This window comes from Kitasatospora sp. NPDC127060 (assembly GCF_042724935.1).
GTDB lineage: Bacteria > Actinomycetota > Actinomycetes > Streptomycetales > Streptomycetaceae > Kitasatospora.
Genome location: NZ_JBHXEG010000055.1, coordinates 12,039 through 36,619 on the forward strand (window position 1 = coordinate 12,039; position 24,581 = coordinate 36,619).

22 protein-coding genes are annotated in these 24,581 nt (G+C 73.0%); 6 read left to right on the forward strand and 16 right to left on the reverse strand.

Annotated features, from left to right (window positions below; genetic code table 11):
• Positions 1–16 precede the first annotated feature (16 nt).
• The 8 genes from ACFWIS_RS26655 to ACFWIS_RS26690 are packed head-to-tail and all read right to left on the reverse strand — an operon-like array spanning position 17 to position 6,768.
• Positions 17–2,038, reverse strand: coding sequence for an NADH-quinone oxidoreductase subunit L (locus tag ACFWIS_RS26655; protein WP_380460401.1), 2,022 nt, complete (start codon positions 2,036–2,038; stop codon positions 17–19).
• The gene (nuoK, locus tag ACFWIS_RS26660; RefSeq protein WP_380460403.1) at positions 2,035–2,412 is read right to left on the reverse strand and encodes an NADH-quinone oxidoreductase subunit NuoK; all 378 of its coding nucleotides are present in this window, start codon (positions 2,410–2,412) and stop codon (positions 2,035–2,037) included. Before nuoK ends, ACFWIS_RS26655 begins: the two co-directional genes overlap by 4 nt.
• On the reverse strand, positions 2,412–3,152 hold the full coding sequence (locus ACFWIS_RS26665) for an NADH-quinone oxidoreductase subunit J (RefSeq protein WP_380460405.1): 741 nt from the start codon (positions 3,150–3,152) through the stop codon (positions 2,412–2,414). The genes nuoK and ACFWIS_RS26665 overlap by 1 nt, the downstream gene beginning before the upstream one ends.
• On the reverse strand, positions 3,149–3,706 hold the full coding sequence (locus ACFWIS_RS26670; protein ID WP_380460407.1) for a NuoI/complex I 23 kDa subunit family protein: 558 nt from the start codon (positions 3,704–3,706) through the stop codon (positions 3,149–3,151). Before ACFWIS_RS26670 ends, ACFWIS_RS26665 begins: the two co-directional genes overlap by 4 nt.
• Positions 3,703–4,662: an NADH-quinone oxidoreductase subunit NuoH gene (gene nuoH / locus ACFWIS_RS26675; protein ID WP_380460408.1), complete on the reverse strand. Its 960-nt coding sequence runs from the start codon at positions 4,660–4,662 to the stop codon at positions 3,703–3,705. Before nuoH ends, ACFWIS_RS26670 begins: the two co-directional genes overlap by 4 nt.
• On the reverse strand, positions 4,659–5,729 hold the full coding sequence (locus ACFWIS_RS26680; RefSeq protein WP_380460410.1) for an NADH-quinone oxidoreductase subunit C: 1,071 nt from the start codon (positions 5,727–5,729) through the stop codon (positions 4,659–4,661). Before ACFWIS_RS26680 ends, nuoH begins: the two co-directional genes overlap by 4 nt.
• Entirely contained in the window at positions 5,726–6,361 is a 636-nt protein-coding gene (locus tag ACFWIS_RS26685) for an NADH-quinone oxidoreductase subunit B (protein WP_380460412.1), read from the reverse strand. Before ACFWIS_RS26685 ends, ACFWIS_RS26680 begins: the two co-directional genes overlap by 4 nt.
• Positions 6,352–6,768: an NADH-quinone oxidoreductase subunit A gene (locus ACFWIS_RS26690; protein ID WP_380460414.1), complete on the reverse strand. Its 417-nt coding sequence runs from the start codon at positions 6,766–6,768 to the stop codon at positions 6,352–6,354. The genes ACFWIS_RS26685 and ACFWIS_RS26690 overlap by 10 nt, the downstream gene beginning before the upstream one ends.
• 337 nt (positions 6,769–7,105) lie before the next feature.
• Here ACFWIS_RS26690 and ACFWIS_RS26695 point away from each other — a divergent pair, with 337 nt between their 5' ends.
• Positions 7,106–8,275 (forward strand): sensor histidine kinase, encoded by a 1,170-nt coding sequence (locus tag ACFWIS_RS26695; RefSeq protein WP_380460450.1) that lies wholly within the window; start codon positions 7,106–7,108, stop codon positions 8,273–8,275.
• Between the two features lie 148 nt (positions 8,276–8,423).
• Here ACFWIS_RS26695 and ACFWIS_RS26700 read toward each other — a convergent pair whose 3' ends face one another.
• A complete protein-coding gene (locus ACFWIS_RS26700) occupies positions 8,424–9,569 on the reverse strand; it encodes a S1C family serine protease (RefSeq protein WP_380460452.1) in 1,146 nt (381 codons plus the stop codon).
• A 173-nt stretch (positions 9,570–9,742) separates the two neighbouring features.
• Between ACFWIS_RS26700 and galE the strand changes: the two genes are divergently transcribed.
• Complete coding sequence (galE, locus tag ACFWIS_RS26705) at positions 9,743–10,729, forward strand: UDP-glucose 4-epimerase GalE (RefSeq protein ID WP_380460416.1); 987 nt, start codon at positions 9,743–9,745, stop codon at positions 10,727–10,729.
• Positions 10,730–10,759: 30 nt separating this feature from the next.
• Here the strand turns inward: galE and ACFWIS_RS26710 are convergent, their stop codons facing one another.
• Positions 10,760–13,162 (reverse strand): PQQ-binding-like beta-propeller repeat protein, encoded by a 2,403-nt coding sequence (locus tag ACFWIS_RS26710; protein ID WP_380460418.1) that lies wholly within the window; start codon positions 13,160–13,162, stop codon positions 10,760–10,762.
• Between the two features lie 424 nt (positions 13,163–13,586).
• On the opposite strand from ACFWIS_RS26710, the gene ACFWIS_RS26715 reads away from it, so the two are divergent.
• Positions 13,587–14,234, forward strand: a complete 648-nt coding sequence (locus ACFWIS_RS26715) for a TetR family transcriptional regulator (RefSeq protein ID WP_188307623.1) — start codon at positions 13,587–13,589, stop codon at positions 14,232–14,234.
• A 289-nt stretch (positions 14,235–14,523) separates the two neighbouring features.
• Here the strand turns inward: ACFWIS_RS26715 and ACFWIS_RS26720 are convergent, their stop codons facing one another.
• From ACFWIS_RS26720 to ACFWIS_RS26745, 6 genes are all read right to left on the reverse strand, one after another.
• Positions 14,524–15,468: a beta-ketoacyl-ACP synthase III gene (locus ACFWIS_RS26720; RefSeq protein WP_380460419.1), complete on the reverse strand. Its 945-nt coding sequence runs from the start codon at positions 15,466–15,468 to the stop codon at positions 14,524–14,526.
• 122 nt (positions 15,469–15,590) lie between these two features.
• A complete protein-coding gene (locus ACFWIS_RS26725; protein WP_380460421.1) occupies positions 15,591–16,904 on the reverse strand; it encodes a L,D-transpeptidase family protein in 1,314 nt (437 codons plus the stop codon).
• Positions 16,905–17,019: 115 nt separating this feature from the next.
• A complete protein-coding gene (mqnE, locus tag ACFWIS_RS26730; RefSeq protein ID WP_188305625.1) occupies positions 17,020–18,183 on the reverse strand; it encodes an aminofutalosine synthase MqnE in 1,164 nt (387 codons plus the stop codon).
• A gap of 122 nt (positions 18,184–18,305) precedes the next feature.
• Positions 18,306–19,313: a threonine/serine dehydratase gene (locus tag ACFWIS_RS26735; RefSeq protein ID WP_380460423.1), complete on the reverse strand. Its 1,008-nt coding sequence runs from the start codon at positions 19,311–19,313 to the stop codon at positions 18,306–18,308.
• Positions 19,314–19,317: 4 nt separating this feature from the next.
• Positions 19,318–19,776, reverse strand: a complete 459-nt coding sequence (locus ACFWIS_RS26740; protein WP_380460425.1) for an Lrp/AsnC family transcriptional regulator — start codon at positions 19,774–19,776, stop codon at positions 19,318–19,320.
• Between the two features lie 119 nt (positions 19,777–19,895).
• Entirely contained in the window at positions 19,896–20,570 is a 675-nt protein-coding gene (locus ACFWIS_RS26745) for a UbiX family flavin prenyltransferase (protein WP_380460427.1), read from the reverse strand.
• Positions 20,571–20,661: 91 nt separating this feature from the next.
• On the opposite strand from ACFWIS_RS26745, the gene ACFWIS_RS26750 reads away from it, so the two are divergent.
• From ACFWIS_RS26750 to ACFWIS_RS26760, 3 genes are all read left to right on the forward strand, one after another.
• Positions 20,662–21,408 (forward strand): cyclase family protein, encoded by a 747-nt coding sequence (locus ACFWIS_RS26750; protein WP_380460429.1) that lies wholly within the window; start codon positions 20,662–20,664, stop codon positions 21,406–21,408.
• A 98-nt stretch (positions 21,409–21,506) separates the two neighbouring features.
• Positions 21,507–22,223 (forward strand): MOSC domain-containing protein, encoded by a 717-nt coding sequence (locus tag ACFWIS_RS26755; RefSeq protein WP_380460431.1) that lies wholly within the window; start codon positions 21,507–21,509, stop codon positions 22,221–22,223.
• Between the two features lie 278 nt (positions 22,224–22,501).
• Complete coding sequence (locus tag ACFWIS_RS26760) at positions 22,502–24,529, forward strand: hypothetical protein (protein ID WP_380524011.1); 2,028 nt, start codon at positions 22,502–22,504, stop codon at positions 24,527–24,529.
• The last annotated feature ends 52 nt before the right edge of the window (positions 24,530–24,581 follow it).

Sequence of the window (24,581 nt, forward strand, 5' to 3'; positions counted from 1 at the left end):
AGGAGAACGGCACCGGCTACACCGCCACCAGGACGGCCAGCAGGACGACGCCGGCGAGCAGCGCGCTGAGGTAGGTCTGCACGTTGCCGGTCTGCGCGAGCCGGACGGCCCGGCCGAGCAGGTTGGCGCCGATCCCGCTGCCCTGGACGTAGCCCTCGACGACCTCGCGGTCGAGGAAGCGGACCAGCCGGGCGGCGGCGGTCACCGGGCGGACGAACAGCACGTGGTACAGCCGGTCGACGCCGAAGCCGTGCCGGGCCGGGCCGAACAGCGGGCCCAGCAGGGTGCGCCCGGGGTCGGCGACGATCACCTCGGCGGCCGGGGCGGGGTGGCCGGTGGTCACCCGCGCGGTGGCCGAGCGCCAGGCGCCGTACGCGGCGAGCACACCGACCACGGCGAGCCCGGTGCCGGTGACAGCGGTGACGCCGGTGGGGCGCAGCGAGCCGCCGTCCAGCAGGGCGGGCAGCCAGTCCGAGCGCAGCCCGGCGACGCCGAAGCCCATGGTCGGGACGGCGAGCAGCCAGAGCGGCCAGCGCATCGCGGGCGGCTCGGCGGTGGCCGGGTCGGCCTCGTCCGGCTCCGGCGAGTACGGCGCGTCGGCCTCGTGGTCGGCGGCCACCACGCCCCGGTCGGTGGCGGGCAGCACCGCGGGTGCCGCCGCTGCCGCCCCGGGCGGGCTGTGGAAGGCCACCAGGAACAACCGGGTCGCGTACGCGCCGGTGAGCAGCGCGGTGAGCGCGGCCGAGATCAGCACGATCCAGCCGGCCGCCTGCGGCACCGCCGAGGCGGGGCCGAGGCCGTTGGTCAGTGCCTCGCCCTTGGCGGCGTGCTCGGCGGCGGTCAGCACCGCCTCCTTGCTGAAGAAGCCGGAGAACGGCGGCAGCCCGGTCAGCGCGACCAGCGCGATGCCCATCGTCCAGTAGGCGTCCGGCACCCGCTTGCGCAGCCCCGGGATCCGGGACATCGCGGAGATCGAGTTGGTGTGCGCGGCGTGGATCACCACGCCGGCGGCCAGGAACAGCAGCGCCTTGAACGCGCCGTGGCTGACCAGGTGGAACACCGAGGCCTCGCGGTCGCCGCTGGCCAGCGCGCCGGCCATGTAGCCGAGCTGGCCGACGGTGGAGTAGGCGAGCACCCGTTTGAGGTCGTCCTGGGCGAGCGCGCAGAGCGCCGAGCCGATCATCGTCACGGCGGCCATCACCGCGAGCACCACCAGCGCCGCGCCCGACTGGAGGAACACCGGCATCAGCCGGGCCACCAGGTAGATGCCGGCAGCGACCATGGTGGCCGCGTGGATCAGCGCGGAGACCGGCGTCGGACCGGCCATCGCGTCCGGGAGCCAGGTGTGCAGCGGGAACTGCGCGCTCTTGCCGGCCACTCCGGCGAGCAGCAGCAGCGCGATCAGCGTCGGGTGGCCGAGCTTTCCGTCCCCCGCGGCCGCCAGGACGTCCGGGATCCGGAAGCTGCCGGCGTCCGCGCCGAGCAGGAAGATCCCGAACAGGAACGGCACGTCACCGAGCTTGGTGACCAGGAAGGCCTTGAGCGAGGCCGAGCGGGCGTCGGCGGTCTCCCAGTGGTGGCCGATCAGGAAGTACGAGCAGACGCCCATGACCTCCCAGCCGACCAGCAGCACGATCAGGTCGCCCGAGTAGACGACCAGGAACATCGCCGCGGTGAACAGCGAGACCAGCGCCGCGTACGAGGGGTAGCGCGGATCCGTCCTCAGGTAGGCGGTCGAGTAGACCTGGACGCAGGTGGCGACCAGGCCGACCAGCACGGAGATCAGTGAGGTGAAGCCGTCCAGGTGGACGGCCAGCGCGATGTCCGGGCCGCCGGTCGGGGTGAGCCTGGTGGCGGCGTCCAGGGTCTGGCCGGTGCCGAGCTGGAGGGCGACCACCAGGGCGAGCACGGCCGAGACGGCGACCGGGACGATCGCCAGCGGCCGGGCCAGTCCGGGCGCCTTCTTGCCGACGGCCAGGGTCGCGGCGGCACCGAGCGCGGGCAGCGCGGGGACGAGGGCGGGCAGGGCGAGGTTCATGCGGTGGCCCGGCCCTTCAGTGCCTCGGCTGCGACCGGCTGCTCCTCGGCGGGGGTGTACGGCTCCGCCGGGTCGCCGAGCGCGGTGGCCCGGTCGATGTCCGCGGTGCCCCGGGCCCGGAACAGCAGCAGGACGATGGCGAGCCCCAGCCCGATCTCGGCGGCGGCGACGGTGATGGTGAACAGGGTGAGCGCCTGCCCGGCGTGCAGCGAGTCGCGCAGCCAGGCGTCGAAGGCGACCAGGTTGAGGTTGACGGCGTTGAGCATCAGCTCGACGGACATCAGCACCAGGACGGCGTTGCGCCGGGCGAGCACGCCGTACACGCCGACGCTGAACAGCAGCGCGGCGAGGACGACGGGGTAGGCGAGGTGCATCAGCTCTCCTCCTCGGGCGCGGACGCCTCAAGCGCGGACGCCTCAGGCACGGACGCCTCCGCGACGGCCGCTGCGGGCGCGGTCGCGGCGCGCGGCGCGGTCGCGGCCACGGTCCCGTTCGACCCGACCGGCCGGCCGGCCCGCACCTTGCCCGCCCGGGGCCTCGGCACCCGGCGCCCGGACCCGCGCGACAGCACGATCGCGCCGACCAGCGCCGCCAGCAGCAGCACGGACAGCGCCTCGAAGGGCAGCACCCAGTGCCGGAACAGGCTGGCCCCGGTGACGGCGGCCGAGCCGCCGCCCGCCCCGAGGTCGATCCAGGAGGTCCGGAAGGCGTCGACCACCAGCGTCACCAGCGTCCCGGCCGCGGCCAGCGCCACGACCAGGGCCACCCAGCGGTTCTTGGAGTCGGCGTCCGGCGAGCGCCCGATCGGCGCCTTGGTGAGCATCAGCCCGAACAGCACCAGGACGACCACCGAGCCCAGGTAGATCAGCACCTGCACCCAGGCGATGAACTCGGCCGTGAGCAGCAGGAACTCCACCGCCAGGCCGCCGAGCGCGACCACCAGCCAGAGCGCCGCGTGCACCAGCTGCTTGGTGGTCACCGAGACGACCGCCGAGCCGAGCACCGCGACGCCGACCAGCAGGAAGACGATCTCCTGGCCGGTCGGGGACAGGAACGAACGGGCGGCCGGCTCCAGGGAACCGGTCGCCGCGAGAAGTGTGGCGCCACCGATCACGCGTCGTCACCCTTCTCCTCGGAAGCCGCCGCGGCGGTCGCGGCCAGCTTGTCCGCGGCCTTGCGCGCGGTGGCGATCTCCTTGGGCTCCTCGGCCGCCGGATCCAGCGCCGGGGGCGCCGGGACGGTCCACATCCACTCGCGGAGCTTCTCCCGCTCGTGGGTCAGCTCGTGGATGTCGGTCTCCGCGTACTCGAACTCCGGCGACCAGAACAGCGCGTCGAAGGGGCACACCTCGATGCAGATCCCGCAGTACATGCAGAGCGAGAAGTCGATGGCGAACCGGTCCAGCACGTTGCGGGTGCGGGCCCGGGCGTTCGGGTCGGCGGCCGGCAGCGTCTCCTTGTGGGAGTCGATGTAGATGCACCAGTCCGGGCACTCGCGCGCGCAGAGCATGCAGACCGTGCAGTTCTCCTCCAGCAGCGCGATGACGCCGCGCGAACGCGGCGGCAGCACCGGCTGCACGTCGGGGTACTGCGCGGTGACGCTCTTCTTCGTCATCGTCCGCAGCGTCACGGCCAGGCCCTTGGCGAGGCCGGCTCCGGGAAAACTCATGCGATCGCCACCTTGATGATGCCGGTCAGGGCCAGCTGGACGAGCGCGAGCGGGATCAGCACGATCCACGCGAAGCGCATCAGCTGGTCCTCGCGCAGGCGCGGGTAGGTGACCCGCAGCCAGATGACCACGAAGGCCAGTGCGAAGGTCTTGAGGATCATCCACAGCCAGCCGAGCTGGTCGGACATCGGTCCGTGCCAGCCGCCGAGGAACAGCACCGCCGTCAGCGCCGACACCACCAGGATGCCCACGTACTCGGACAGCAGGAACAGCGCGAAGCGCAGACCGGTGTACTCGGTGTACGCGCCGAAGATGATCTCCGAGTCGGCGACCGGCATGTCGAACGGCGGCCGCTGGAGCTCGGCCAGACCGGCCGTGAAGAACACGAAGGCGCCGATGATCTGCCAGGGCAGCCAGTACCACTGCCAGGCGTCCACGATCCCGGGCAGCGACAGGGTGCCGGCGGCCATCGCCACCGAGGCCGCCGCGAGCACCATCGGCAACTCGTACGACATCAGCTGCGCGGCCGTGCGCAGCCCGCCGAGCAGCGAGAACTTGTTCGCCGAGGCCCAGCCGGCCATCAGCTTGCCGATCACCCCGACGCCCATCACGGCCAGCACGAAGAACAGCCCGGCGTCGATCGCCTGGCCGACGAAGCCGTCCGGGCCGACCGGGATCGCCAGCAGCACGAACAGGTACGGCAGCAGCGAGACGGCGGGCGCCAGCTGGAAGACCCGGCGGTCCGCCCCGGCCGGGACGATGTCCTCCTTCTGCGCGAACTTCACGCCGTCGGCGACGAGCTGCGCCCAGCCGTGGAAGCCGCCCGCGTACATCGGGCCGAGCCGGCCCTGCATGTGCGCCATGACCTTGTGCTCGGTCTGGCCGATGACCAGCGGGAAGACCAGGAAGACGACCAGGGTGGCGACGCAGCGGAGCACCGTGTCGAGCAGGTTCACGCGCCGTCTCCGTCCTGGTCGGCCGCTCCGGCCGACTTCTCGTCCTTCTTCTCACCCGGCTCGTGCTCACCCGGCTCGCCCGACGGCTTCCCGTCGTGGGCGGGCACCGGGTTGTGCCAGGGCGCGTCGGAGGACCGGGGCCGGGCCGGAGCCGCGGGTTCGGCCGTCGCCTCGGTGGCGCCGGCGCCGGCGTCCGCGTCGGCCGTCTGGCTGACCGACCCGTCGGACACCGAGCGGGTCCGCCGCGGCCGGTCAGCCCGCACCGGCGGAGCACCCTCGGCACCCGGAGCCTCAGAAGCGGCAGGAGCCTCGGCCGGAGCCTGGCTCGCCGACCCCTCGGCCACCGAGCGGGTCCGCCGCGGCCGGTCAGCCCGCACCGGCGGAGCACCCTCGGCAGCCGGAGCACCTGCGGCAGCGGCCGCGGCGGCGCCCGCCGCCCGGGGCGTACGCGCCGCACCGGCCGCCCGCGCACCGCGCGCGGGCCGCTCGGCGACCGGCGGCAGGGTGCCCTTGAGCGGGCCCCACTCGTTCGGGTCCGGCACACCGGGCGGCTGCATCTTGCGCCGGGCGGGCCCGTCGCCGTGGTCCGACTCGCCCGGCTCCTTGGCGCCCGGCCAGGCCTTGGCGACCCGCGCCGCGAGCACGAACTCCTTGCGCAGCGGGTGCCCCTCGAAGCCGTCCGGCAGCAGCAGGGTGGCCAGGTACGGGTGCCCGGGGAAGTCGATGCCGAACATCTCGTGGGTCTCGCGCTCGTGCCAGGCGGCCCCGGCGTACACCGTGACGGCGCTCGGCAGCGCGGCCTTCTCGCGCGGCACCCGGGTGCGCACGGCGAGGTGCCGTACGCCCGGCGCCTCGGCGGCGGCCAGGTGGGCGACCACGGAGAAGCCCTCGGCGAGCTCGTCGACGGCGCTCAGCCAGTCGAAGAAGCCCAGGCCAAGGACGTCCCGGGCGTTGGTGAGGGCCTCGATCCAGTTCTCGGCTGGCACGTCGACGGTGATCAGCCCGTACGCCTCGGCGCCGGTCGCCCACTCCCCGACCGACGCCGCGTACTGCTCCGCCGTGGTCACGACACTCCTCCATCGGTGGAAGGCCCCGCCACCAGCGGCCGGCGCAGCGCCGCCGCGGGCGCGGCGTAGCGGCCGGGCAGCGACTCGGCGGCGATCTTCTCCTGCAGCTTGAGGATGCCCTGGAGCAGCGCCTCCGGCCGCGGCGGGCAGCCGGGCACGTAGACGTCGACCGGGATGATCTGGTCCACGCCCTTGGTCACGGAGTAGGAGTCCCAGTACGGGCCGCCGGAGTTGGAGCAGGCGCCGAAGGAGATGACGTACTTCGGCTCGGGCATCTGCTCGTAGAGGCGCTTGACGGCGGGCGCCATCTTGTCGGTGACCGTCCCGGAGACGATCATCAGGTCCGCCTGGCGGGGGCCGGGCGCGAACGGGATGACGCCCATCCGGATGAAGTCGTGCTTGGCCATGGACGCGGCGATGAACTCGATCGCGCAGCAGGCCAGGCCGAAGTTGAAGCACCAGAGGCTGTAGCGGCGGCCCCAGTTGAGCACGACCTTGACCGGGTCGGGCGCGAGCCGGGCCAGCGGGCCGAGGCCGCGGTGCTCGACGGCGCCGGGGTGGGCGGGGTCGGGCAGGCCGAGCGGGACGGGGCCGCCCTGGGGGCCGTGCGAGTGGGTGGGTGTCACGTCCATTCCAGAACGCCCTTCTTCCAGGCGTAGAGCAGTCCGACCGCGAGGAAGCCGATGAAGAGGAACATCTCGACCAGCGTTCCGGCGCCGTACCCGGCGGTGGCGAAGACCGTCGCCCACGGGAACAGGTAGATCGCGTCGACCGCGAAGATCACGTACAGGAAGGCGTACACGTAGTAGCGGACCTGGGTGTGCGCCCAGTCCTCGCCCACCGGATCGACCCCGCACTCGTAGGTCAGGAGCTTCTCCGGCGAAAACACCACCGGCCGCAGCAGGCGGTTGGCGGTGAACGCCACGGTCACGAAGAGCACCCCGATGACGGCCAGCAGGCCCATCGCGGCGTACGCGTCGAAGTAGCCGCTGCCGACCGCCGGGTCGGCAGCGACGGCAGCCGCCTGCTGCCCCTCCATGCCTTCGCCTCCACCTCGGCCGCGGCCCCGCCCTCGGGTCGGTTCCACGGCGTTCGCTCACACGGTCTTAACCATGGCCAATGCGTGAGTCTAAGGGGACGGCCCGACTCCCCCCGAAACCCGCCCGCTCCGCAAGACGTCCGGTGGACACTCGAACGAACCCCGCGGGCCCGGCCGGGGGTGGGGATAACCCCCGGTTGGGAAGATGTATCACCCCCATGGCACATCGCCGCCCCGGTTCGGGATGCTGGGTCCCGCCAGCTCGAACGAGGGGACCGATGATCCGATGAAGCTGCACCGCCGCGCCGTCGACGCCATCAAGGAGCAGGACGCTCGGATGGAGCGCCCGCCGCTGTACGGCGCGCGGATGTGGCGCCAGGTCGGACACCTGATGCTGAACCTCCCGCTGGGCATCGCCGGCTTCGTGCTGTCGGTCACCGCGCTGTCGGTCGGCCTCGGCCTGTCGGTGACGGTGATCGGCCTGCCGGTGCTGGCCGCCGGCCTGTCCGGCTCCCGCGCCCTGGGCGCGCTGGGCCGCAGCCGGGCCCGCACGGCGTACGGCTCCCGGATCCACGAGCCGGAGCCGGTGACGCCGCGCCGCCCGGGCATGGTCGGGTACACCATCGCCCACCTCACCGACCTGCTGAACTGGCGCTCGGCGCTCTACAACGTGCTGATGCTGCCCTGGGGCATCCTGAGCTTCACCCTCGCCCTGGTCTCGGTGATCGTGCTGTGGCCGGTGCTGCCCGTGGTGGTGAGGGCGATGGCGGCGGTCGACCGGATCCTGATCGAGTCGCTGCTCTTCCCCGGCGCGCTGGCCGAACGGGTGCGCGAGCTGGAGGACGACCGCGGCACCGTGGTCGACACCGCCGCCGCCGACCTGCGCCGGATCGAGCGCGACCTGCACGACGGCGCCCAGGCCCGGCTGGTCGCGCTGGCGATGGACCTCGGCATGGCCAAGGAGCGGCTGCGCGAGGTGGAGAGCCAGGAGGACATGGCGGCCGCCACCCGGATGGTCGACAACGCGCACGGCGAGGTGAAGCTGGCCCTCCAGGAGCTGCGCGACCTGGCCCGCGGCATCCACCCGGCGGTGCTCACCGACCGCGGCCTGGACGCGGCGCTGTCCGCGGTCGCGGCCCGCTGCACCGTCCCGGGCGGGGTCAAGGTGAACGTCGACCTGGCCGGGCCGGACGGCGAACCGGAGCGCCCGGACTCGGCGGTCGAGGGCATCGCCTACTTCACCGTCAGCGAGCTGCTGACCAACGTCTCCAAGCACGCGGGCGCCGGCACCGCCTCGGTCGACGTCTGGCGCTCGGACAACCAGCTGATGGTGCTGGTCCAGGACGACGGCAAGGGCGGGGCCGCCCCCTACCCGGGCAGCGGGCTGGGCGGACTGGCCGAGCGGATCCGGGCGGTGGACGGGGTGTTCCTGGTGGAGAGCCCGGCGGGCGGCCCGACCACCGTCACCGTCGAGCTGCCCTGGCGCACCCGCGCCGCCCGGCGCTGACGCCGGCCTCCCCCGCGAACGCGAAAGGGCGCCGGGTCCTCGTCGAGGCAGCGAACGAGGACCCGGCGCCGGTCCGGTGCGGCGGCCGCCCCGCGGAACCCTTGCGCGGTGTACGGGCCGGCCGGCGCACCGGGGCTCCCGGGAGGGGCTAGGAGCTGCTCTCCAGCGTGCCGAGGGTGACGTCGGCGGTCTTGCTGGTGCCGTCCCTGGTGTAGGTGACGGTGACCTTGCTGCCCGGGGTGAGCGAGGCGAGCGCGGTGGTCAGAGCGTTCAGCGAGTCGACCGCGGTGTCGCCGATCTTGGTGATGACGTCACCGGCCTGGAGCCCCGCCGAGGCGGCCGGGCCGCCCTGGCTGACCGCCACGATGACCGCGCCGGCCGGCTGGAACTGCTGGTTGAAGCTGGTCCGGGCGGTGATGCCGAGCGCGGCCCGGCCGGAGTTGGTGACCTTGCCCTGCTTGATCAACTGGTCGGTGATGCTGGTGATGGTGGACGCCGGGATCGCGAAGCCGATGCCGGGGGCGGCCGCACCGTTGGTCTGCGGCTCGGTCGCGGCGAGGGTGTTGATGCCGATCACCTGGCTGTCCAGGTTGACCAGCGCGCCGCCGCTGTTGCCCGGGTTGATCGCGGCCGAGGTCTGCACCATGTTGCCGATGGTGGCGCCCGGCGAGCCGCCGCCGCGGGGCTCGGAGACGGTCCGCCCGGTCGCCGAGACGATGCCCTGGGTGACGCTGCTGGAGAGCCCGAGAGGACTGCCCATGGCGAGGGTGATCTGACCGAGCTGCACCTTGCCGGAGTCGCCGAAGGAGGCCGGCTTGAGGCCGCTCGGCGGGCTGCCGAGCTTGATCACCGCGAGGTCGGAGTCCGGGTAGCTGGCGACCAGGGCGGCGTCCAGCGACTTGGTGGAGTTGGCCAGCGTGACGGCGAAGGTGGTCGCGGTGCCGACCACGTGGGCGTTGGTGACGATGTCGCCCTTGTCGTCGTAGACGATCCCGGAGCCGAGGCTGTCGCTGGTGGTGATCTGGACCACCGAGGGCAGCACGTCGGCGATCACCTTCTGGTAGGCGTCCTGGAGCTGGTTCGCCCCGTCCGGCTGGGCGCCGGGGGCGGCGGAGGCCTGCTTGGTGCCGGCGGAGGAGCCGGACGGCGAGGAGGCCGCGGCGGAGGAAGAGGAGGACGAGCTGCTGCATCCGGCCAGCGCCAGCGCGAGCGCCGTCGCCGCCGCGACCGCGCCCGGCACGAAGAACCGCCGCTGCGCCGCCTTGGGGCCGGTCGGCCCTGGGCCGGCCGGCAGCGGGCGGCTGTGTTCCTTCGTTCGGCTCACCAGGCTGCCTCCGATTCGTCACCACGCCGAAGGCGCGGGCATGAGAGCACGGGAATCTTTGTCAGCATTTCACCGATTTGTCCGTTTTGCTGGCGCGACTCGCCCGCGGCCGGCGACCGAAACCGAACGCCTAGGATTGCCGCATGACTTGGTTGATCACCGGCGGTGCCGGATACATCGGCGGGCACGTCGTCCGCCAGCTGCTCGACGCCGGTGAGCGCGTCGCCATCCTCGACGACCTCAGCACCGGCGACGCCTCCCGGGTGCCGGCCGGCGTCCCGCTGATCGAGGGCTCCACCCTGGACCGCGCCGTCCTGGACGCCGCGATCCGCGAGCACGGCATCGAGGGCATCCTGCACTTCGCCGCCAAGAAGCAGGTCGGCGAGTCGGTCGAGCAGCCGTTCCTGTACTACCGGGAGAACGTGATCGGCCTGCAGACGGTCCTGGAGGCCGCGGCCGAGGGCGGCGTCAAGCGCTTCCTGTTCTCGTCCTCCGCCGCCGTCTACGGCATGCCGGACGTCGACCTGGTCACCGAGTCCACCCCCTGCGCCCCGATGAGCCCGTACGGCGAGACCAAGCTGGCCGGCGAGTGGCTGGTCGCCGCGGCCGGCAAGGCCCACGGGATGTCCACGGTCGCCCTGCGCTACTTCAACGTGGCCGGCGCCGCCTCGCCCGAGCTCTCCGACACCGGGGTGTTCAACCTGATCCCGATGGTCTTCGAGCGGCTGACCGCCGGCGAGGCCCCGCGGGTCTTCGGCGACGACTACGCGACCCCGGACGGCAGCTGCGTCCGCGACTACATCCACGTCTCCGACATCGCCTCGGCCCACGTGGCCGCCGCCAAGCGGCTGGCCGCCGACCCGGCCGGCGAGACCTCGCTGGTGCTCAACATCGGCCGCGGCGAGGGCGTCAGCGTCAAGGAGATGATCGACGTCATCGGCAAGGTCACCGGCTACGACACGACCGCCGACGTGACCGCCCGCCGCCCCGGCGACCCGGCCCGGGTGGTGGCCGCCGCCGACCTGATCCACCGCGAGCTGGGCTGGAGCGCCTCCCACGACGTGGCGGACATGGTCTCCTCCGCGTGGGAGGGCTGGTGCAGCCGCCACCCCGGGGCCCGCAAGGCCTGAGCTGACGCCTCCCGGCGGTGTCCGCCCCGCTCAGCGGGCGGGCACCGCCGTGCCGTAGTAGGCGTCCAGCGCGTACACGCAGCGGTCCTTGGAGCCGACGAAGACCCGTCCGCCGACCGCCACCGGGGAGCCGGTGAGCTCGCCCTTGGTGCCGAGCTCCCAGCGCAGCTGACCGGTCGCCAGGTCCAGGGTGTGCAGCGAGTGGTCCCGACTGCCCAGGTGCACCAGGCCGTCGGCCACCGCCGGGGAGCCGACGATCTCGCCGCGCGCCGGGTAGCGCCAGCGCTCCCGGCCGGTCGCCGCCTCGAAGGCGTACAGCACCTCGCCGCTGCCCACCAGCACCATGCCGTCCCCGACCACCACCGGCTCGGCGCCCTGGCGGCCGCCGGTGACCCCGCGCCAGCGGTCCAGGCCGGTGGCCGCGTCCAGCGCGTAGACGGTGCCCAGGTAGTCGGCCACGTAGACCGCGTCGCCGTCCAGCGCCGGCGGGGTGAACAGCACCACCGGGGCGTCGAAGCGCCAGCGCTCCGCCCCGCTGGCCGCGTCCAGCGCGTACACCCGGGTGCCGGCCGTCACGTACAGCACGCCGCCGCGCTCGACCGGGTGTGAGGGGACGTCCTCGCCGACCTGGAAGGACCAGCGCAGGCCGGCGCCGCGCGGGTCCACGCAGCGCAGCCGTCCGGCGCCGTAGTAGTAGGCCGAGCCACCGACCAGGACCGGGCCGGACTGGGGGTTCTCGTAGTCCTGCTGGGCGTCGTCGGCGCGCCACAGCTCGGCGCCGGTGGCGGCCGCGCGCAGCTGGACGCCGCCGCCGCGCACACCGCAGCAGAGCACGCCGTCGGCGGCGGAGAGCGAGTACACCCAGCCGTCCAGCGAGGTGCGCCAGCGCTCGGTGCCGTCCGCGACGTCCACGGTGTAGAGGTGGGGGCCGTCCGCGGCGTGCATCCGGCCGGCGTCCACGGCGAGCGCCCAGGCGACGTCCCGGGTCTTGTAACGGCGCTCGCCGGAGGCGACGTCCAGCGCGTGCACCTCGAAGCTGGAGACGAAGAGCGTTCCGTCGGCGACCACCGGGGTGCCCCAGACGTCGTTGGACATCCGGAACCGCCAGGGGCGCCAGCGGGCGGCCGGGGCCGGGGAGGACGTCGGGGCCGGGTTCGGCGGCGGGGTCGGGGCCGCCCGGCGGACCCAGTCGGTGGTGGCCGGGGCGGTGCCCGGGCCGGGCTGCTCGTGCTCGGCCCGGGGCCCCGGGCCTATCCGCACCGAGGCACCGGAGAGCTGCACCTCGACGGCCACCGCACCGGTGGGCGCGCGGTGCTTGTTCTTGGAGGGGATCTTCGCCGTCGGGATCCCGTCGTCCGGGCCCCCGGGGCGCGAGCCGGCGTGCACCGGCCCGGTGGGCGGCGCGTGCCCGGCCCCCGGGTAGGTGCGCGGGTCGTCCGCGCCGGGGGGCTGCGGCAGCACCTGCGGCTGCGGCGGCGGGCCCTGGGGCCGTGCCGGCTGCGGCGGCTCGACCGGGCCGGCGTACGGGCGGGGCGCGCTCGGACGGCGGCCGCGCTTGCGCTCGATCAGCTCCAGCGCGTGGCCGGGCAGCCAGTCACCGACCTCGCCGCCGGCGTCGTCCCGGGAGAACAGGTGCGGGGCCAGCTCGGCCTGGATCTGCGCGGGAGTGGGCCGACGCTCGGGCGCCTGCTGCATGCAGGCCCGGACCAGGTCCATCAGCTCGGGCGCCATGCCGGTGAGGTCCGGCTCCTCGCGCAGCAGCTGGAACACCGTCTCCACCGGGTTGGAGCCGCGGAACGGCGGGTGCCCGGTGGCACAGAAGACCATCAGCGAGCCGAGCGAGAAGACGTCGCTGGCGCCCCGGACGGTACGGCTGTCCCGGGCCTGCTCCGGGGACATGTAGGCGGGGGTGCCGACCGCGACGTTGGTCATGGTCAGCCGGGTGCTGGAGACCCCGGCCGCGATGCCGAAGTCGATCACCTTGGGGCCGTCCTCGACCACCAGGACGTTGGAGGGCTTGAGGTCGCGGTGGACCAGCCCCGCCGCGTGGATGGACTGCAGCGCCTCGGCGATGCCGGCCACCAGCCAGCGGGTGGCGTCCACCGGCAGCGGGCCGCACTCCTCGACCAGGTCCTCCAGCGAGGGCGCCGGGATGTACGCGGTGGCCAGCCAGGGCACCCGGGCGTCGGCGTCGGCGTCCACCACGGCTGCGGTGTAGAAGCCGCCGACCGTCTTGGCCGCCGCGATCTCACGGGCGAACCGGACCCGGAACAGCTCGTCCTCGGCCAGCTCCCCCCGGACGGTCTTGATGGCCACCCGGCGCCCGGAGGCGGAGCGCGCCAAGTAGACCAGCCCCATCCCACCCGCGCCGAGCCGCCCCAGCACCTCGAAGGGCCCGATCCGCCTCGGATCGTGCGCCGTCAGCTGGTCCACTCCGCAGCCACCTCCCCGTTGTCCGGCACCCGCCGCGTGGTGCCGGACCCGATTCTCCAATGCCGCCCGGCGCATCTCCAACCTCCCCCACCGGGAGACGCCACCGCCCCGGGCCGCCGGTCCGTCGGTCAGCCATGACGGAACGGCCGGATTCTGACGTCCGCTCCGGCTGCGGCTTGCGTTCCGGCCCCAGACCGTCGACGTGACGGCCGGTACATCCGGTCACACTCTGTCACTCGATCACCCTTCAGCGGACTCGCCGTCACGCTCTGGGGTCAAAAGCACACGGGGGGGCTTCAACAGCGCCTTCGAGGCCCGGTGAATATCCGTCCGAAGTGGTTCGGACCGCTATACCAACCCCCCGTGCGGAGTAATAGTCGCATCACCGAATCGCGCCAAGATCGTGCCACGGTAAGCTGACGGCATGACAGGACAAGTTCGCACCGTCGACGGTCGCGTCGCCGGGCGACGCGGACAGGAGACGCGGCAGAAGCTGCTCGACTGCCTCCGCGAGATGCTCAGCACGTCGCCCTATCGGGACGTCAAGGTCATCGACGTCGCCCGTATGGCGGGTACCTCCCCCGCGACCTTCTACCAGTACTTCCCGGATGTCGAGGGCGCAGTCCTCGAAATCGCCGAGGAAATGGCCAAGGACTCCGACACCCTCAAAGAGCTGGTGGCCGGAAAGTCCTGGGCAGGGAAGTCCGGACCGACCACTTCGGAAGAACTGGTCGACGGATTCCTCGCCTTCTGGCGCAAGAACGACGCCATTCTCCGAGTGGTCACGCTCGGTGCCGCGGAAGGGGACAAGCGGTTCTTCAAGATCCGCATGACCGTCCTCAACTCGGTCGCCAAGCCACTCGCGGAGGCCGTCAAGGAACTCCAGGCGAAGGGTCAGGCCGACAAGTCGCTCGACCCGAACGCCGTCGCCGGGGCCCTGGTCTCGCTGCTCGCCTCGGCGGCCGAGCACCAGAAGGCCTTCACCTCCTGGGGCGTCAAGGTCAAGGACCTCAAGCCCAACCTCGCTCCCCTGGTGTACCTGGGCGTCACCGGCAAGAAGGCGCCCAAGTAGGACCATCCGTACGATCCACCATCCGCTCCGCGCGCAGCCCCGGCCTCCTGTCCGGGGAACGACGGACGGCGGCCGTGTCCTCGGGGGAGGTCCGCCGACGTACCGCACGCGCGCCAGACATGCCGGTGGGCGGGCACCCCTCACACAGGGTGCCCGCCCACCGGCATGTGCTGCTATTCGCCCGCTCGCCTCCGGAGCGTTCGGACCCGGTGCCGACGGTCGGCGCTCCCCTTGGCGCGGGGCGGCCCCTTCGGCTCGGGGCTGGCTGCTTCGGCGAGGGGCGGGCGGATCAGGGGCAGCGGACGACCTGGCCGGCGTAGGCCAGGCCGCCGCCGAAGCCGAAGAGCAGGACCGGGTCGCCCGGGGCGAGCTGGCCGCGCTCGACCAGCTTGGAGAAGGCGAGCGGGATCGAGGCGGCCGAGGTGTTGCCGGAGTCGACCACGTCCCGGGCCACCACCGCGTCGCCGAGACCCAGCTTGGCGGCGATCGCGTCGATGATCCGCAGATTGGCCTGGTGCGGGACGAAGCCCTTCAGCTCGGCCGGGTCGATCCCGGCGCGCTCGCAGGCCTGCCGCGCCAGCGGGGCGAGCTGGGTGGTGGCCCAGCGGAACACCGACTGGCCCTGCTGGCTGATCACCGGGTCCCAGCCGGTGATCACCACGGCGTCGCCCCGTTCCGGCTCGGAGCCCCAGACCACCGGGCCGATGCCCGGTTCGGCACCCTCCTCCTGGGCCTCGACCACCGCGGCGCCCGCGCCGTCGCCGAAGATCACGCAGGTGGAGCGGTCGGTCCAGTCGAGGGTGTCGGACATCCGCTCGGCGCCGATCACCAGGGCACGCCGCGCCGCGCCGGCCCGGATCGCGTGGTCGGCGGTGGCCAGCGCGTACGAGAAGCCGGAGCAGACCGTGTTGATGTCGTACGCGGCGGGCGAGGGGACGCCCAGCCGGGCGGCCACCGCGGCGGCGGTGTTGGGGCTGCGCTCGATCGCGGTGCAGGTGGCGACCACGACCAGGTCGATCTCCGCCGCCGTCCGGCCGCTGTTGGCCAGGGCCTTCTGGGCGGCCTCGGTGGCGAGGTCGACCAGGGTCTCGCCCTCGGCGATGTGCCGGGTGCGGATGCCCACCCGACTGCGGATCCACTCGTCATCGGTGTCGACGAGTGCCGCCAGGTCGTCGTTCGAGAGGACCTTGGGGGGCTGGTAGTGCCCGAGTGCCACAATGCGCGAACCGCTCATGCTGCCATGGAACCGGGTTACCCGCTGGTCAGTCGGGCATGACCGGCTACAGGATCCGCACCGGTGATCTGTAGGGGCTCCACAAGGCCCTTGGGGCGCCTGGGGCCGGGCGTACGTCGAGGTCAGGCTGCCAGCGAGGCGGCGTCGCCCATCACGATCACCGGGTGGGCCGCCGGGTCCAGGGTGCGGATCAGCTGGGCCATCTTGTCCTCGGGTATCGACACGCAGCCGTGGGTCGGGCCGTCGTGGTCGACGTGCAGCCAGATGCCGCCGCCCTTCTTGCTGCCCATCGGACGGCGCATGTCGAGCGGGGAGCTGCCGGCGACCCGGTTGTAGTTGATCGCGACCACGTAGTCGAAGGAGCCGGCCAGCTGGTCGCCGAAGAAGCCCGTCCCGGAGACCACGAAGCTCGCGTCCTTGTCGTACGGGAGCTTGCTGCCGGGGTTGGCGTTGCGGCCGCCCGCGTCGGTGAGGTCGAAGACGCCGATCGGGCTGCGCAGGTCGCCCTCGTTGTGGTCGGTGGTCCAGCCGTTCTTGCCGTTGTGGCCCTGCCAGGTCTCACCGGCCAGCCAGCGGCCCTCGGGGGTGCGGGTCCACAGGGTGACGCTGTTCTTGTCGGTGTCCTTGCCCTGGCCGGTGGCGACCACGACCTGGTTGGTGTTGGCGGGGATCTTCGCGGTGAAGGCGGCGCCGAGGCCGGGTATCGCGGCCAGCGAGCCGTCCGGGCGGGTCTCGCCGCGGCCGGCCGCCGGGGCCGCTGACTGCCGGTCGGCGGCGGCCTGGACGGCGGCGGGGGCGGGCGGCGCGGGGTGGTCGGGCTTGCTGACGCCGTCCGGCCCGGGGCCGTCGGCGGCGGCCGCGACGGACTTGGCGCCGTCCTGGCCGACGGTGTACCAGCCGGCGGCGGCCGCGACCAGCAGCGCGGTGCCGGCCATCACGGCCTTGCCGTGGCGCTTCTGCTTCGCCTTGCGCCGGTGCCCCCGGGCGGCGGCCCGACCGCCCGGCGCGGGGGCCGCGGCGGGGGTCACCGAGGCGAGCGGGACGACCGGGGCGAGCTCCTCGTACCCCGGCTGCTCACACCCCGGCTGCTCGTACACGGGCTGCTCGTACGCGGGCTGCTCGTACACCGGCTCCTCGTACGCGGGCTGCCCGTACACCGGCTGCTGCGTCGGCTGCTCGTACACCGGCTGCTGGTGGGTCCGGTCCTGGTAGGCCTGGGCCGGCTCGGCCCCGTACGGCTGGAACGGCTGGTGGTACGCCTCGTAGTAGCCGTCGGCCGGCTGCCGGTACTCGCCGTAGCCGTCCTGCGGGACGGGCTGCGGGTAGGGCTCGTAGGCGTTGTACGGCGCCTCGTGCGACTGCTGCGGCACCCCGTACACCGGCTCCTGCATCGGCTCGTACGGCGGGTACTCGGTGGCGCGATGAGAACCGGACATGCCGTCGATCCTGCCAAACGCCCTACCCGTTGGTAAACCCGGGTCACGTGCGGGAGCCGTGAAGACGCCGCCGCCCGGATCGCGGGGGCGGTCCGGGCGGCGGGAAGTTCGCAGGTCAGAGGCGCATCGCCTGCGGGGTCTCGCGGCGCGTCAGGTCCGGGCCGTCGTACTCGCGGATGACCTCGTAGCGGGTGTTGCGCTCCATCGGGCGGAAGCCGGCGTCCCGGATCAGGCCGAGCAGGTCCTCGCGGCCCAGCTTGTTCGGGGTCCCGAAGTTGTCCGCGTCGTGGGTGATCTTGTACTCGACCACCGAGCCGTCCATGTCGTCCGCGCCGTGGCTGAGCGCCAGCTGGGCGGTGGTGACGCCGTGCATCACCCAGAAGACCTTGACGTGCGGGACGTTGTCGAAGAGCAGCCGGGAGACCGCGAAGGTCTTCAGCGCCTCGGCGCCGGTGGCCATCTCGGTACGGGCCATGAGCTTGTTGCGCACGACGCCGTCCTTGGAGTCGTGGAAGTCGTGCTGGTAGCGCAGCGGGATGAAGACCTGGAAGCCACCGGTCTCGTCCTGCAGCTCGCGCAGCCGCAGCACGTGGTCGACCCGGTGGCGGGGCTCCTCGATGTGGCCGTACAGCATGGTGCAGGGCGTCTTGAGGCCCTTGGCGTGCGCCAGGCGGTGGATCCTCGACCAGTCCTCCCAGTGGGTGTCGTGGTCGACGATGTGCTGGCGGACCTCCCAGTCGAAGATCTCCGCGCCGCCGCCGGTCAGCGACTCCAGGCCGGCGTCGATCAGCTCGTCCAGGATCTCGTCGGCGGACAGGCCGCTGATCTTCTCGAACCAGTGGATCTCGGTGGCGGTGAAGGCCTTCAGCGAGACGTTCGGCAGCGCGGCCTTCAGCTCCCGCAGCGAGCGCGGGTAGTAGCGCCACGGCAGGGTGGGGTGCAGGCCGTTGACGATGTGCAGCTCGGTGAGGGACTCGCTCTCCATCGCCTTGGCGAGGCGGACGGCCTCCTCGATGCGCATCGTGTAGGCGTCCTTCTCGCCCGGCTTGCGCTGGAACGAGCAGTACGCGCAGGACGCGCTGCACACATTGGTCATGTTGAGGTGGCGGTTGACGTTGAAGTGGACGACGTCGCCGTTCTTCCGCGTCCGCACGTGGTGGGCCAGCCCGCCCAGCCAGGCCAGGTCGTCGCTCTCGTAGAGCGCGATCCCGTCCTCGCGGGTCAGCCGCTCACCCGCGTAGACCTTCGCCTCCAGCTCGCGCTTGAGCCCTGCGTCCATGCGGTGACCCGCCTCCTCCGACATTCGAATCCTTGCCGGAAGGAGCCTACGTCACCCGCCCACTCGCCTCCGGACCGCTCTGACCCGGTGCCGACGCTCCTCGCTCCGGCGCTCCTCCGTCGCTAGTCGCTAGTCGCTTTCGGCGCCGGCGCGGCCTTCGGCCCGGGGCGGGCGGACAGCAGCTCCGCGAGCAGGACCGGGTCGATGTTGCCGCCGCTGACCACGGCGGCCACCGTGCGGCCACCGGTCTCGGCGGCGCGGTGGAAGTAGGCGGCCGGGGCGACCGCGCCGGAGGGCTCGGCGACCAGCCGCCCGCGGCGGGCCAGCAGGGCGACGGTGGCGCGGATCTCGTCCTCGGTGACGGTGACGATGTCGTCCACGTAGGTGGTGAGGTGCTCGTACGGCAGCACGCCGACCGAGGGGGTGCGCAGCCCGTCCGCGATCGTCCGGTAGGTGTCGGCGACCGGCCACTCCACCCGGCGTCCGGAGCGCAGGCTCGCCTGCGCGTCGGCGGCCAGCTCCGGCTCCACGCCGATCACCCGGACCTCCGGGCGGGTGAGCTTGAGCGCGGCCGCCGTCCCGCTGATCAGGCCGCCGCCGCTGACCGGCACCAGGACGGTGTCCAGCCCGGCCGGGGCGTCCTCGGCGATCTCCAGGCCGACGGTGCCCTGGCCCGCGATGATGAACGGATCGTCATACGGCGGCACCCAGACGAAGCCGTGCCGCTCTGCCAGCTCGCCCGGCAGGGTGTCCCGCTCCCCCGGCGGGACGAGGATCACCTCGGCGCCGAACGAGCGGGTGGCCTCCACCTTCACCGCCGGCGAGGTGTCCGGCATCACGATCACGGCCTTGATGCCCAGCAGCTGGGCCGCGTAGGCGACCGCCTGCGCGTGGTTGCCGCTGGACTGGGCGACCACGCCGCGGGCGCGCTCGTCCGCGGTGAGCGAGGCCAACCGGTTGTACGCGCCGCGGGTCTTGAAGGCCCCGGTCGGCTGGAGGTTCTCCGGCTTCAGCCAGAGCCGCCGCTCGCCCTCGGACGCCCAGGGGGCGGGGACCAGCGGGGTGCGCACGACCACTCCCGCGATCCGCTGCCGGGCCGCGCGCAGCTCCTCCAGGCCGACCAGTGCCATCTCGTCACTCTCCTACGAAGGGGAGTTCGCTCACCCGGTTCTCCCACTTGGTGGAGAGTACGACGGTGGTACGGGTACGGGCCACACCCTTCGTACCCGAGATCCGCTTCACCACCGACTCCAGACCGGCCACGTCGGCCACCCGGACCTTGAGCATGTAGGAGTCGTCACCCGCGATGAACCAGCAGTCCTCGACCTCGTTGAGGTCCTTCAGCCGGAACGCGACGTCCTCGTGGTCGGCCGCGTCGGTGAGCTGAAGGCCGATCAGGGCCGTGACGCCGAAACCGAGCGAGGCCGGGTTGACCGTCGCGCGGTAGCCGGTGATCACACCGGCCTGCTCCAGGCGGTTGATGCGGTCCGTGACGCTCGGGCCGGAGAGTCCGACCAGCCGGCCCAACTCGGCGTAGGACGCACGGCCGTTCTCCCGGAGCGCCTGGATGAGCTGTCTGTCCACCGTGTCCATATACCGTCCGCGTCCTTCCGAACCTCGCCAGACCCACAGATCATTATCCGGATTCCAAGGCGCCATGCGCTGACCGACCCGGATATCGCAGAGAAGATACTCTCCCGCCCTCGGTCTCCTTACTCCCCCTCAGCCCGAGCGGCCTCCGCGTCGCCCGGTTTGCGGGCCGCCGCGCCCAACTCGCCCTCCCAGCGCAGGTACAGGGAGTGCGGCACGTCGACCGCGTCCAGCACCCGGCCGGCCACGAAATCCACGAGTTCGCGCACGGTGGAGCCGCCGGCGTAGAAACCGGGCGAGGCGGGCAGCACGACGGCGCCCTGCGCATCGAGCTCCAGCAGGTGCTTCAACGTCACCCCGTTGAGTGGAGTCTCGCGCACGCAGACGACGAGCGGACGGCGCTCCTTGAGGGTGACGCTGGCCACCCGCTGCAGCAGGTCCTTGCTCAGGCCGAGCGCGATCCCGGCCACCGCGCCGGTGGTCGCGGGCACCACCAGCATGCCCTTCGCGGGGTACGAGCCGCTGGACGGGCCGGCCGCGAAGTCCCCGGCGGACCAGTAGCGGACGTCGTCCAGGCCCTCCGCCGACCCCAGCCACCGCGCGAGATCGGTGCGCCAGTGGGCGTCCCGGAAGGAGATGCCGGTCTCGTCCAGGATGGTGAGCCGGGCGGCCCGGCTGACGATCAGGTCCACCGCCTCACCGGCGGCGAGCAGCGCCCGGATCACCGAGGCCGCGTACGGCGTCCCCGACGCTCCCGAGACCCCGACCACCCACGGCTGACGCTTCGCAGTTCCCATGGGTCAATTCTGTCCCGGCCCCACCTGCGGATTCGCCCCGGGCACGGCACGACCGGGTCCGGGAGGGCGCACCCCCTGGGAGGATGGGCGCATGGCAGCGACCCTCGTCGACCTCACCCATCAGGTGACCACCGCGATGCCGGTCTACCCCGGCGATCCGGCCGTCCTGCTGGAGCCCGCGCTCACCACCGCCACCGCCGGGGTGAACGTGCTGGCCCTGCACCTCGGCTCGCAGTCCGGAACGCACGTGGACGCGCCGTACCACGTGGACGTCACCTGGCCGACTCTGGACGGGCTGCCGCTGGAGCGGTTCACCGGCCCGGCCGTGGTCGCCGACCTGCGCGGACTGGAGCCCCGGACGGCCGTCACCCCCGAACTGCTGGCGCCCGCGCTGGAGCGCTGCGGCGAGGGCACCGTCCTGCTGCTGGCCACCGGCTGGGCCCGGCACTGGGGCACCGACGCCTACCTGGCCCACCCCAGCCTGACCGCGGCCGCCGCCGAGGCGGTCGTGGCCGCCGGGGTGCGCACGGTCGGCGTGGACGCGCTGAGCGTGGACCCCACCCCCGACCCGGGGCCGGAGGACCCGGCGGTGGCCGCGCTGCTCGCCGACCTCACCGACGAGCACGACGGGCCCGACCCGGCCGAGGAGTCGACGCTGGCCGCCCACCGGGTGCTGCTGGGGGCGAGCGGCGGCGGGGTGATCGCCGAGAACCTGACCGACCTGCGGGCACTGCTGGCGGCCCAGGAGGCCGGTCGGCCGGTGGAGGTCTCACTGTTCCCGCTGCGGCTGGTGGCGGCGGACGGGGCTCCGGTGCGGGCGGTGGCCCGGCTGGGCTGACCGGCCGGGGGCGAGCCGGGGCGGGGCCGGGGCCGGGGACTCCACAGGCCCGCACTTGGTCTAGACCAACTCCGGTGGCGCCACTAGGCTGTCCGGCCATGGCTGAGATCATCGGAGTGGTCGAGCGACTCTGGCGCTACCCCGTGAAGTCCACCGGCGGCGAGCGGCTCGGCTCCGTCGACGTGGACCTCCGCGGCCTGGCCGGCGACCGCCTCTACGCCGTCCGCGACGCCTCCGGAAGACTCGGCTCCGGCAAGAGCACCCGCCGCTTTCGCCGGATGGACGGCCTGCTCCGGCTCTCCGCCCGCCTCGGCCACCGGATCGACGGCCCCGAGCTGTTCGACCCGCTCGGCCGCCCCGTCGACCACCCCACCGCCTTCCTGCGCGCCTACCTCCAGCGCGACGACGTCGAACTCGCCCGCGAGGACGCCGTCCCGCACGTCGACCGGCTGCCGGTCAGCGTGCTCACCACCGCCACCCTGGACTGGGTCCGCGAGACCGTCCCCTTCGCCGTGGTCGACGAACGCCGCTTCCGCCCCAACATCGTGCTGCGCACCCCGCCCGGCACCCCGCCCTTCGTCGAGGACACCTGGCTCGGCCGCCGGGCCCACGGCGAGACGACGGACAGCGCCCGGCTCGCCTTCGTCACCTGCAGCGAACGCTGCGCGATGTCCGGCGCCCCCCAGCCGGGGCTGCCGCACGCACCCGAGATCCTCAAGGCGATCGTGCACGCCCACGACGGCCGCCTCGACGCCCTCGCCGAGGTCGCCGCCCCGGGACGGCTACGGCTGGGCGACCGGCTGGTGCTGGACTGAGGCGCCCCGCCTTCGGATCGGAGCACCCCGCCTTCGCATGGAAAACCGCAGGTCAGGGACTTCTCAAAAGTTTCCGGAAAAAACTTCGAACCGAGCTGCAACCCCTTCGGGCCCGACGCGTCTATGTGAGTGAGCGGCGGGGGGGAACCCGCCGGAGCGGACCGCAGGCCACACCGGGAGCACCACCCCGGACCTCGGGTCCGACCACTACCGCGCTGATCCGCCAGCGGCACGTCGCCGCCGGTGCAACACCCTGGGGGGTATTTAGAATGTCTGTTGTGCGTGCACGTCGTTCCCGCTCCGCCGTCCTCACCGCCGCCACTCTCGGCGTGCTGCTCGCCACCGGCGCCGTGGTGGCCTCCCCGGCCGCCTATGCCGCCGACGCCCCGGCCGCCGCCACCGCCACCGCCACCGCCACCGCCACCGCCGAGCCGACCGCCAAGGCCACCGCCGACAAGCCGTCGCTGCGGGTCGACGCGCCGACGACGGTCGGCCGCGGCGGCCAGCCGGTCGAGTTCACCGAGACCATCACCAACCCCGGCACCACCGAGGGCTCGTACCGGCTGCGGATCGGCACCAGCGGCGCGGGCCCCGTCTCGACGAACGCCATCAAGGTCGACTACCGCGACGCGGACGGCACCTGGAAGCCCGTCACCGGCACCGCCCCCGGCCTGACCGTCGCCGCCGGTGCCACCAAGACCGTCCAGCTGCGGCTCACCACCGAGCTCGCCACCTACTGGTCCAACGTGGACTCGACCGTCACGCTCAGCTCCGCCGTCCTCGACGCGGCCAACGGCGCCGTCCTCGCCGAGAGCACCGACCAGGTCGCCGCCAAGGCCATCAGCCTGCAGGTCAAGAACGCGCCGACCACCGCCGTCGTCGGCGGCGCGCCGGTCGAGTTCGACGTCGTCATCGGCAACGCCAGCGCCTCCGGCTACACCAACGTCTCCAAGATCGTGGAGACCGACCAGCACAGCACCCTCCAGGTCCAGAAGGCCGACGGCAGCTGGCAGAACCTCACCCCCGTCGCCCTTCCCCACGCGTCGGGCCGGGTCGACTACTTCCTCGCGGACGACCAGGACATGGCGCCCCACGAGACCTTCACCAGGCACGTCCGCCTGGCCTACACCGCCGACGCCCCGGTCGGCGTGAACTTCATCCACCCGTGGGCCGTGCTCCACCAGGGCGGCGGCGAGTACACCGTCGGCCCCCAGTTCATCCAGGTCAACCTCACCTCCGGCCCGACCCTGTCGGTGCGGGAGCCGGCGTCGGTCGGCAACGGCGGCAAGCCGGTCGAGTTCAGCGAGACCGTCACCAACCCGGGCGGCACCGACGCCTCGTTCACGCTGAAGCTGGACGCCAGCAACCCGGGCGCCCGCTCGAAGGACCGCATCACCCTGGAGTACCGCGACGCCGACGGCACCTGGAAGCCCGTCACGCTGAACTTCAGCCAGGTCGACAAGACCTTCGACTTCGCCGGTGAGATCCCGGGCGTGACCGTCGCCGCCGGTGCCACCAAGACCGTCCAGCTGCGCCTGGCCACCCCGGTCAACAACGACTGGGCCGCCGCCGGCGGGACCATCAAGCTCCACTCCGCACTCGTGGACGCCGGGCACACCGTCGTCTCCGAGACCACCAAGGACGTCGCGCTGAAGGCCCTCGACGTGCAGGTCAAGAACGCGCCGACGACCGCCGTCATCGGTGGCGCACCGGTCGAGTTCGACGTCACCGTGAACAACTCCAGCGCGTCGGACTACGACAACCTCTCCCCCGTGCTGCTGGCCGACCAGCACAGCACCCTCCAGGTGCAGAAGGCCGACGGCGGCTGGGAGGACGTCACCGGCACCCCGAGCCCCCAGTCGGGCGGCCCGGTGAAGTACCACCTCACCGCGGACAAGAACCTGGCGGCCAACGCCTCCGTCACCAAGCACGTCCGGCTGGCCTTCACCACCGGCGCCACCGTCGGCAAGACCCCGGTCAACGCGGGCGTCATCCTCGCCGAGGGCGGCCCGGCCATGGACGCGTACGTCGGCCCGCAGGGCTTCCAGGTCGATCTGACCACCGCGGCGGGCGGCGCCGCCGTCAAGGCTGGGTTCTCCACCACCGACTCCGGCACCACCGGCACCACCAGCACCACCAGCACCACCGGCACCACTGACGGCACCATCGACACCGCCCAGCCGGTGGGCGGCTCGCTCGCCCACACCGGTTCGGAGGGCGTGCTGCCGGGCCTGGCGGCCGCCGCCGGCCTGCTCGTCAGCGGCATCGGCGCGGTGCTCTTCGCGCGCCGCCGCCGCAGCGCCTGACCCCTTCGCTCCGCTGAGCACCCGAGCCCCGGCTCCCGACACCGTCAGGGAG